Annotated in this window: 7 protein-coding genes; all 7 read right to left on the reverse strand. The window is 73.0% G+C overall.

Going from position 1 to position 9,920, the window contains the following annotated elements; all coding sequences use genetic code 11:
• The coding region (locus E1200_RS26520) for a (deoxy)nucleoside triphosphate pyrophosphohydrolase (RefSeq protein ID WP_131954800.1) at positions 1-402 on the reverse strand (402 nt) is incomplete at its 3' end.
• Positions 399-1,166 (reverse strand): Mut7-C RNAse domain-containing protein, encoded by a 768-nt coding sequence (locus E1200_RS26525; protein ID WP_131954801.1) that lies wholly within the window; start codon positions 1,164-1,166, stop codon positions 399-401. The genes E1200_RS26525 and E1200_RS26520, both read right to left, overlap by 4 nt.
• A 143-nt stretch (positions 1,167-1,309) precedes the next feature.
• Positions 1,310-2,371: an NlpC/P60 family protein gene (locus E1200_RS26530; protein ID WP_131954802.1), complete on the reverse strand. Its 1,062-nt coding sequence runs from the start codon at positions 2,369-2,371 to the stop codon at positions 1,310-1,312.
• On the reverse strand, positions 2,368-3,009 hold the full coding sequence (locus E1200_RS26535; RefSeq protein ID WP_131954803.1) for a hypothetical protein: 642 nt from the start codon (positions 3,007-3,009) through the stop codon (positions 2,368-2,370). Before E1200_RS26535 ends, E1200_RS26530 begins: the two co-directional genes overlap by 4 nt.
• A 41-nt stretch (positions 3,010-3,050) precedes the next feature.
• Positions 3,051-5,501: a type IV secretion system protein gene (locus E1200_RS26540; protein ID WP_131954804.1), complete on the reverse strand. Its 2,451-nt coding sequence runs from the start codon at positions 5,499-5,501 to the stop codon at positions 3,051-3,053.
• Entirely contained in the window at positions 5,498-7,987 is a 2,490-nt protein-coding gene (locus E1200_RS26545) for an ATP-binding protein (protein ID WP_243708847.1), read from the reverse strand. Before E1200_RS26545 ends, E1200_RS26540 begins: the two co-directional genes overlap by 4 nt.
• A 154-nt stretch (positions 7,988-8,141) precedes the next feature.
• Complete coding sequence (locus tag E1200_RS33985; protein WP_165950467.1) at positions 8,142-9,812, reverse strand: hypothetical protein; 1,671 nt, start codon at positions 9,810-9,812, stop codon at positions 8,142-8,144.
• Between the last annotated feature and the right edge of the window lie 108 nt (positions 9,813-9,920).

The following is a 9,920-nucleotide window of genomic DNA, read 5'->3' on the forward strand; positions in this document are numbered from 1 at the left end:
GGTTAGGGGGTGGGTTGATAGGGCTTCTATTACTGGGCGGTCGCCTGGTAGCCAGTCGACTTCGTAGAGCTCGGTTGGGGCTAGCCAGCGTAGGGCCAGGTGTTCTAGGGGCTTTGGGGCGCCTTCGATTATGTTGGCGGTCCATACGCGGAGGACGGTTCGGGCGCCGAGGGGCCAGTCGCCGCCTATTCGGTCCTGTAGGCGGATCTTGATGCCCAGTTCTTCGTGGCATTCGCGGATCAGGGCGTCCTCGTCAGATTCGCCTGGGTCCACCTTGCCGCCGGGGAGCTCCCAGCCGCCGGCCATGTGGGGCGGCTCGGCGCGTTGGGCGGCCAGGAGCCGGCCCTTGGAGATGATCGCGGCCCCCACTACGACCAGGTCGATGCCCGGCTCCCTTCTCATCGCGGGCCTCCGAGTAGGTGTGTCGCGTCCTCGACGATCTTCTCGAGGTGGTCGCCGTGTGCGCCGCGCCAGTAGAGCTGGCCGCAGGCCGCGCAGCGGCCGTAGACGTCATAGGAGCGGCGCGTCCCCGCCTCAAGGTGGTTCTCGATCTCCTGCTTGTCGACCGGGACGAGTTCGCCGTTGCAGGCGGTGCAGCGGGTCCAGGGGTGCAGGACGGGCGCGAACCGGTCCAGCACGTCGCGGAGCTGGTCGTCCGGGCGGGTCCCGCGGACGTAGGCGCCGAACCACAGGGCGCGGCGGCGGAGGAGACCGCGATCCTGGGTGAGCAGGACGCGCCCCTCCTCGTTGGCCTGGACGACCAGCGCCGGGTCGTCCATGTCGTTGTGGTAGGCGGTGTCGAGGCCGAGGAGGCGCATCCGGCGGGCGAGCGTGCCCAGGTGCACGTCGAGGAGGAAGCGCGGGGCGTCCTGTCCCGGTTCCAGCGGGACGGGCTGCGGGCGCGGCACCGGCTCCACGTGGACTTCGGTGCCGGCGGCCGGGCGGGTCGACGGGTCGGCCGGCTCGCCGCCGATCGTCATCGGACCGGCCTCGGGCAGCGGCACCCCGAGCGACTCCACGAGATGCCCCAGCGTCGAGCTCCCGTCGCAGGCGACGCGGCTCACGCGGGCCCGCCGGGCGGCGGGCAGGAACATCAGCAACTCGTCGGCGAGGCGGATCGTCAGCTCGGGCTCCACGCGGATCAGCATGCCACGGGGTGCCGCCATTCCCCGCCGCATTATCCGGCGGTGCGGTGTGCCGCCGAGTCCGCGAGGGACGGACGCCAGGAGGCCCGGGACGTCAGGGGCCGGCTTCGCGCCCGTGTCGGGGTGGCGGGTGTCGGCCGTCTTGTCCCCCTGGACGGCGATGGTCAGCCGCCGGGGCGGGCGGCGGCCAGCTCGCCGACCTTGCGCTTGAAGTCGGGGCGGGCCAGCGGACGGGTCGTGCCGATCCAGTCGGAGCGCTTGTAGGGCTTCACGCCGATCGCGGGGACGCACGTCGAGCAGCTCGCCACGATCATCTTGTTGTCGCCGATCACCATCCCGACGTGGCCGGGGTTGTTCGCCGACGTGCCCGGACCCGAGTTGAAGAACACCAGGTCGCCGGGCTGCTCCTTGCCCTTGTCGACCTTCACGCCGAACGGCCACTGCTGGAAGGTCGTGCGGGGGATGTCGAGGCCGACCGTCCGGTAGGCGCCCTGGATGAGGCTGGAGCAGTCCCACGCGTCGGGTCCGTTCGCGCCGAACACGTAGGGCTTGCCGCGCTGCGCCATCGCGAACTTGATGATCCGCTGGACGAGACCGCCGACGTCCGCGGGCAGCTCGTTGTCCTCGCAGTTGATGCCGTTCGCCTGGACGACCTCGAACTCGCCGCCGACGTACCGCTTCGCCCAGTCCAAGACGAGGTTCACGTAGTCCCACGAATGGTTGTAGGCGAAGATGGCGGTCCGCATGCGCTCCGGGGCACCGGACGCCTTCAGGTAGTTGGCGGCGGACGGGATCGCGTCCTCCGGGTCGTAGCGGTCCTTGCGTCCGTCGCCGTTCCCGTCGACCCCGTACGCCTTGAACGTCGGGGCGAGGAACTGCATGGGGCCGCCGGCGCCCGCGTAGTTCTCGCCGCTGCTCACGCCCGGGAGCCTCGACCTGCCGTGGTCGGTCTCGACCTTGCCGACGGCCGCGAGGACGTTCCACGGGATGCCGTACTTCTCGCCAGCCTTCCGGTAGAGGTCGAGGTAGTTCGACGGGACGGCCTGCGCGTCGTCCGCCGCGGCGGGCTGCGCCCCGGCCTCCGTGACGTCCACGCAGTTGGACGTGACCCCGCCGCCGAACATGAACTGGCTCGCGCCGAACAGGATCGGGATGAAGACGACCCCGACGAACAGCAGCGACGCGACGCCGAGCGCCCCGGCGAGCAGCATGCGGCGGGTCGTCATCCGGTGTCACCCGCCTGGCCCACGTCCGCGGGCTGGAAGGCGTACACCTTCAGCGAGCCGCCGTCCCGCGCGACCGTCACCGCGTAGCGCTTGGTGTCGCTGCTCTCGCGGCCGCCCTTGGTGACCTTCTGGATGCCCGTCACCACGAACACGACCGAGTTGTTCTCGATGTTGCGCACCTGGTCGAGGGTGGCCGTGCTCTCCGCGACGACCTCGTTCCGGCGCCGCTCCTCCAGCAGGCCGGGGGTCGCCGCGTCCCGTTCGAGCTGGGCGCCGAGCTCGTCGGTGGCCAGGCCCGACAGCCGGGCGGCGTAGGTCTGCGGCGTCTCGTCGAAGCGGTACGTGCCGTAGGCGGAGACGAACCGCTGCGCGAGGTCGGCGGCACTCGCGAACTCCTGGCGGGAGAACGGCAGCAGGCGGTAGATGTCGAAATCGCCCGGGTCGACCGTGCCTTCGATGCCGGGCGGCGGCGAGGCGGGGCCCGTCGGGGCTGCGGTGGCGGGCGCGGCGCTCGGACGGGCCTGCGCGCCGTCCGGCTCGCCCGCGGGCGCGGCGACCGTCAGGTACACGCCGATGACCGCGAGCACCACCACGAGCCCCGCGAAGAGCAGCTTCCGCCGCCGGTCATTCAGGTTCATCGCTGGGTCTTCTCATCCTCGGGGGACCTGCCGGGCGAGGGTCACTCGTCGCGGCCCTGGTCACCGGACGGGCGGTCCACCGGGCGCAGCCAGAACGGGATCGGCGGGTCCTCCTGGGAGCCGCCGCGCCGGTTCCAGAGTGGCGGGGGCTGCCGGCGGCCGGCCTGCGGCTGGGACGCCGCGGGGGCGCCGCCGCCCGCGCCGGGCCGCGGCCCGGGGACGTTCGATCCGCCGCCCGAACCACCGGAGCCGCCGCCGGAGCCGCCCGAGCCGCCGCCCGGACGTGACCGGCCGCGGTCGTTGGCGCCGGACGAGCGTCCGCCGCCGCCGAACCAGCCGCCGCCTCCACCCGCGCCGTTGCCGCCGGAACCGCCGCCCGAACCGCCCCCGGAACCGCCGCCCGAACCGCCACGGCCGCCGCCCGAACCGCCGCCGCCGGTGACGCCGCCGCCACCGGTCCCGCCGCGTCCCGTCCAGGAGGTCGGGCGGGCGCTGCCCGTGCCGGAGCCCGCACCCGCGGTCTTGCGTCCGCCGCCGCCCGCCCTGGCACCGGCGACGCCGCCCGCGACACCCGCGCCGGCGCCGGCGCCGGCGCCGGCCGTCACGCCGCCGTCCGCGTCGCGGTCGGCGGACGCGCCCGCGCGGGACGGCAGGTTCAGCGGCGGCGCACCGCGCCGGGACCGGCCCTGCTGCGCCGCCGCGGCACCCGCGCCGCGCGGCTTGGCCGCGAGGACCGGCGCCTCCTCCGGCGACGGGCCCTCGCCCGCGCCGGCGCCGCGCCGGTCGGCCGCGATCACGGTGCCCGGCACCGCGTCGCCCTGGGTCGCCGGGGCCCCCGCCTCGGAGGTCGCCTCGCGCCGCGCCCAGCGGGCGATGCCCGCCCCGGCCCCGCCGGTCGCCGCGGTCGCCGCCGCAAGCGTGCTGCGGCGCGCCTCGGCGACGGACCGGTTCAGCTGCGCCTCGCTCTTCTCCCGCGACCCGACCGCGCCGTAGCCGACGGCCGAGAACAGGTGCTGGAACGGCCGGCGGTAGATGAACGCCGCGAACGTCACCAGCGCGATCAGCAGGATCTGCAGGCCCCACGGCAGCGTCTCACCGAGGATCAGCCCATACGCCCACAGCAGCAGCGACAGGACCCCGATCAGCGCCGCCTGTTTCAGCAGCATCGACAGCAGCAGTTCCAGCCATCTGATCGCGATCACCCGGCCGATGCCCGGATGGATGCCGATGCCGAGGAAGATCGGCCCCGCCACCAGCAGCAGCAGGAACGCGATCTTCACCACGATCAGCGCGATCGCGATCACCATGATCAGGATGCCGGCGACGAGCGCCGCGAACAGGCCGCCGAACGCGACCGCCAGCCGGTTCTCCCAGTTCTTGCCCTGGAACAGCGGATACGCCCCGGGATGCTCTTCCCTGATGTTGTCGGCGACGTCCTTGTAGGCGTCGGCCTTCTTCCCGAGATCGGCCTCGTTGTTCGGGCCGTGGGCCTCCGGCAGGTCGACCGCCTGCGACCACAGCAGCTTGTCGGCGTTCTCCTTCACGATCGCCGCATTGGGATCGGTCGTGCCGAACTGGCCCTGCAGCCACGGTTTGCAGACGAGCGCCACCCACAGCTTGTTCGCGTTGCGGGACGTCTCGTCCAAACTCTCCGCAGACGCCGGGTCGGCCCGGCCGCCGGGGGTCGGTATGCACACCCCTCCCCCGGTGTTGCTCTGCGGCAACGCCGCGTTGAACGCGGCGCTCGTCGCCTCCGACGTCTGCGTCCCCAGCGTCGTGAAGTCCGACGGGCGCGCGATGAGCCACACGAGCGCCACCATCGCGACGACCATCCAGATGACGCCCTCGGTGACCTTGCTGGCCCGCTTGCGGACGAGGCCCCACCACGCCAGCCACATCGCCCCGAGGATGACCACCCACGACCAGTAGCGCGCGTTGAACGTCTCGCCCATGTCGCTGATGACGCCGTCGACGGTGTCCTTCAGCCAATCGAGCAGCGACGGCGACGCCGCCGCCTGGTAGACGCTGATCGTGGTCCGGTCGATCGCCCGGACGAGCGTGAACACCGTGTTCGCGACCGCGTTGCCCATCATGGACATCGCGTCCGAGCAGCCCATGTCGACCGCGTACCAGTACTGCCCGGCCATGCCGTAGCGGTCGTAGTACGTCAGGTTCTCGACCGGGGTGTTCTTCAGCTTCTCGCTCGGGTAGTCCGGCGGCTTGATCATGCCGTCGGTGCCCGACCCGTACTGCTCCGGCGCCGGGTTCTCCGCCGGGCTGCACACGTCGTTCGGCATCGGGGGGTTCGGGATCGACGCCAGCGCCGGCGACAGCGGACCCAGCATGAACAGCGCCATGAAGATCAGCAGCAGCGCCGAGCGGCGGGCGCGCGGATGCCGCCGCCGGACCCGGCGGCGCGGCACCGCCGCGCGGTCGAGCCCTTCGCCGGGCGAGCGCTGCAGGCGCGCCGTCCCGGCCCGGGGACCCCTCATCGGCGGACCTCCTCGACCTCGGCCCCCGCGGCGGTCAGTTCGGACGTGCCCGGACGGGACCGGGTCGGGTTGGTGTCCAGCCAACGCTGCAGTTCCTCGGAGATCAGGTCGACGCCGATGCGTCCCGCTCGGCCGTCGAGGTCGCGGAAGATGCATTCGCCGTTGCCGAGGTTGCGCAGCACGGCCTTGTGCTCGTCGGACGCCTCCACCCCGAGCAGCGACATGACGTTGCCGACCTCGACGCGCTCGGTGGAACGGAAGGAGAACACCGACGACAGGCAGTTGGTGACCTGCTCGTTCAGCAGGTCGCCCGCGTTCTGGGAGACGAGGATCAGCGCAGTGTTGCGGGACCGCCCCATCCGCGACACCTCCGGCACGAGCTTGGCGCCCTCCGGCGTCGAGGTGATCGCCCACGCCTCGTCCAGGAAGATCGCCTTCGGCAGCCGCCGGTCGAGGCCGTGCATGAGGCGCCGCGCGAACTGCGACACCAGGTACATCAGCGCCACCGACAGCCGCTGCTCGTAGGAGTAGTCCTCCCGGGAGATCGCGACGTCCGGCAGCGTGAGGCCGCCGAGCGTGAACACCGTCGTCCAGCCCGCGGTGTCGATGCGCTCCCCGCCGGACGGGTCGAAGCACAGCCGCGCGAGACTCATCTCCGACATCGACCGCAGCACCGCGCCGAGGTTCTTGGACGCGGGGTCGTCGGTGCCCTCCAGGTAGTCGACGACGCGGCCGAGGGAGGGCCGGTCCGCGTTGGCGACCGCGCTGACCGCCTGGATCATCGCGGACTCGCGCTCCTCCGACATGCGCGGCAGCAGCAGCCGCAGCGTCTCGGTCGCCATCATCTTCTTCGTGGCGAGGTCGTCGCCGAAGGAGAATGGGTCGAGCAGGCCCGGCGCCGCCGAGCCGAGCGGGAGGATCCGCGCCTTGCGGCCCCGGGCCTTCAGCAGCTCCACCAACGACTCGGCGTCGCCCTTCGGGTCGATCGCCGCGATCGTGACGCCGCGCAGCGCCATCTGGTAGATCAGCAGCAGCGCCAGCGTCGTCTTGCCGCCGCCCGGCTCACCGGTGATCGCGACGGCGGTCGGACGGTTGCGGGCCGCGGCGACCAGCGGGTCGAAGTGCACGATGGCCCGGGCCCGGCCGAGCGTCTCCCCGATGTACGGGCCGATCCAGCCCTCGTCGTGCTCGGGCGCGGGACGGTCGCCCAGGTCGACGGTCGCGATCGGCATGCCGCCCGCGATCGTCCGCAGCGGCTGGCGCTGCGCGTAGGCGTTCAGCCGGATCTGGTCGCCGGGCAGCGACTCCAGGAACAGCGAGAACTGGTCGCCGGTCGAGTTGACCACGTCGATGCCGATGTCGCGGTAGTGCTCCACCACGGCGTCCACCCGCTGGCCGAGGAGGTCCTCGGTGGCCGCGGACACGATCAGCCGGTGCCACCCGTACACGAACGGCAGCCGCTCCTTGGTGATGCCGTGCTCCAGCATCCGCGCCGCGTCGATCTGCTCCGCCAGCGCGATCGGCGCCTCCGCGCCCGCCTCCCGGATGTGCTGGTCCATGTCGCGGGCGTGCGCCAGCTTCCGCTGGACGTCCTTGGACGCCTTCGCCGGCGGGATCAGCTTCATCCGCGCGCTGATCTCCACGGGGAACGGGAGCGCGTCGGCGTAGTGCAGCCACGGCTCACCGTCCGGGAACGGCATCATGTCCGGGAACCGGGCGAACGACAGGTACGCGACATAGGACGCGGCCGTCGCACCGCCCGTCCCGGTGTAGTTCGGCTGCTCCACCCGCAGGTAGGAGCGCCCGTTGTGGATCGCGCCCTCGACGAGCGACTCGATCTCGCCCTTGCCCCACGTCCGGCGCGACACCGCGGACGGCGGCGGGTCGGCCAGCGACCCCGACACCGCGTGCTGGAACAGCCACGCCACCTCCGTCGAGGTGGCGTGCCGGGCGTACAGGGCCGACCCGCCGAGGGCCCGCCCGACGCGCTCGGCCTGGTCCGTCCAGCGGCCGATCTCCTTCTTGTCGATCGCGTCGTCGTGGACGCCGAGGACGTTCTCGCTGCGCTTGTAGAACCCGAGGAGCTGCTTCAGCACCCCGCCCGACAGCTGCGCGCCCATGCCGCGCGGCCCGAGCCGGACCCCGAGGTAGACCTCCTTGGTCCAGAAGTCCTGGGCCCACACGTGTGCGTAGGACTCCTCCAGGTACTCCCGCCAGCCGGGTCCGCCGTCGGACGTCCGGTCCAGCGCCAGCGCCCAGTCGGCCGCCGGGTACGTGCGGTGCGCGATGCGCAGGTGCACCTCGGCGTCCTGCATGCGGATGCCCGCGAGCGCGATGGTGATGTTGGTGGCGAGCGCCTCGCGCTCCTCCCCGGTGGTGAACTCGTACGACACCGTCGGCAGCCGGAAGTACGCCCAGGCGGCGGTGTCGGTGAACAGGACGCGGTCGTCGAAGTACCGCACCGCCAGCCTGCTGGACTTGCTCACGCCGTCACCCCCACCCCGCATTGTCCCGGCGCCCCGGCGGCCGTGCAGGGGTGCCGGAGAGAGTCTTTCCGGTCCGGGCGGTGATCCAGGTGAGGCGCGCCCGCCAGGAACGCCCGGCCCGTCCCGGTTTCCGGTCGATGCCCGCGAGGGGCGCTCATCGCGTGGCCTCCTGCTCCTGCTGAAGCTCCTGGTAACGCTCGGGCATGACGGTGAAACCACCGGCGACCACACCGGCGAGGGCAAGATAGGCACGCCGCGTGGGCGTCCGCAACGATCTCAGCTCGTTGCGCGGCGCGCGGTCCATGCTCAGGTGATCATCCCACGGAATGCGGACCAGCGCCCGGCAACGGCCCCGCGCCACGGCCTCGGCCTGCTCGACGTCGTCCATGCTGCGGCGGCTCACCCCGTTGATGACGGTCACCGCGCGGGACCGCAGCTCCTCGTAGCCGTGGCCGTCCAGCCACTCGAACGTCATCGCGACCGCCCGCGGCGCGTCGGCGCTGGCCGGCGCCACGAGGACGATCTGGTCGGCGTACGGCAGCACCCGCGCGACCACCGCGGCGGCCGCGTCGATGAGCGTCACCGAGTAGAACTTGTCGATCGTCCGGATGGCCAGCGCGTAGTCGCGGTCGTCGAGCGCCTGCAGCGGGTTCTTGCCCGCCGCGATGACGTCGAGGCCCGACTTGGCCTGCGAGGTGTACCGGCGCATCGCGGTGAGGCTGCCGACCTGGTCGGCGCGGGTGATGAGCCCGGTCAGCGTCTCGTTGGTGTCGCTGCGCGTCCGCCGCGCCAGCGCGCCCGGCCCGGGGTTGACGTCGATCGCGACCACGGGCTCCCCGTTGTGCTGCGCGAACGTGTGCCCGAGCATCAGCGCGGTCACCGTCTGCCCCGCCCCGCCGGTGCAGCCGAGCACGACGACGTGGCGCGTCCCGTGGAACGGCTGCTGCAGGCGCTGCTGGTACTCGGCGTCCACGTCCCCGTGGCCGCCGCTGACGGCGTGGAAGAGCCGCCGCAGCCCACCGCCGCTGACCTCGTGCCCGGGGTCGGGCGGCGTGATCGCCGGCCCGGACGGCGGCGGCGCGGGCGGCGGAGGCAACGGCCGGGGCCGCACGGGCGAAGCGGGCTGCGACCGAACCTCCCGCGGCGGCGCCTCCTCCTCGACCGGCGGGGCGGCCTCCGCGGCGGGCGGCTGCGGCACGGCCTCCGCCGGAGGCGGCCAAGCAGGCCCCTCCACCGAAGGACGGGGCTTGGACAGCCCCTCCGACCAGGGCCGGGGCGCCTCCATCCGAGGCGCCTCGGGCGACCGAGCCCCGAAAGCCCCGGGCACCATGGGAATGTCAGGCCGCGTAGTCCCGGAGACCGGCCCAGCCCGCCAAGGCCGCGGCTGATCCCGCCGCCCCTCCCGCGAGTCCTCCCCGGCCTGTCCCTCCAGCCCGTCCTGCGCCTCCTGCGCGGTCGGCCCGGTCGGCGCCTCCTGCGCGTCCCGCTCAACCTGCCCGGCCCGCAGGGCCTGCGCGTCCTGCTTGGCCCACACGTCACGCCCGGCGCGCTCGGCCCAGCCGCCCTGCGCGTCCTGCCCGGGCCGCTCGCCCTGCCCGGCCTGCTCGGCCTGCCCGGGCCGCTCGCCTTGTTCGACCTGCTCGACCTGCTCGACCTGCTCGACCTGCTCGCCGGGCTCCGTCCGCGCCGCGGAGAACGTCGACTCCATGCGCTGCCCAGCGACCTTCTTGTCCCCGGTCTCTCCCCCGGTCCTCCGCGCCCCCTCCGCGGCAGGCCCCTTGGCGGGAACACCGGTCTCGCCCATCGCCTCGCTTCGCGGCGCCATCCCGGCATCGAAACGGGGCGACTCGGCCGCACGCGCACGCTCAGCATGGCGCGCGGCCTCCTCATCCCGCGCCGCAGGGGATTGCGGGACCGCTTCACCCTGGTGGGC

Source organism: Actinomadura sp. GC306, assembly GCF_004348665.1.
Taxonomy (GTDB): Bacteria; Actinomycetota; Actinomycetes; order Streptosporangiales; family Streptosporangiaceae; genus Spirillospora.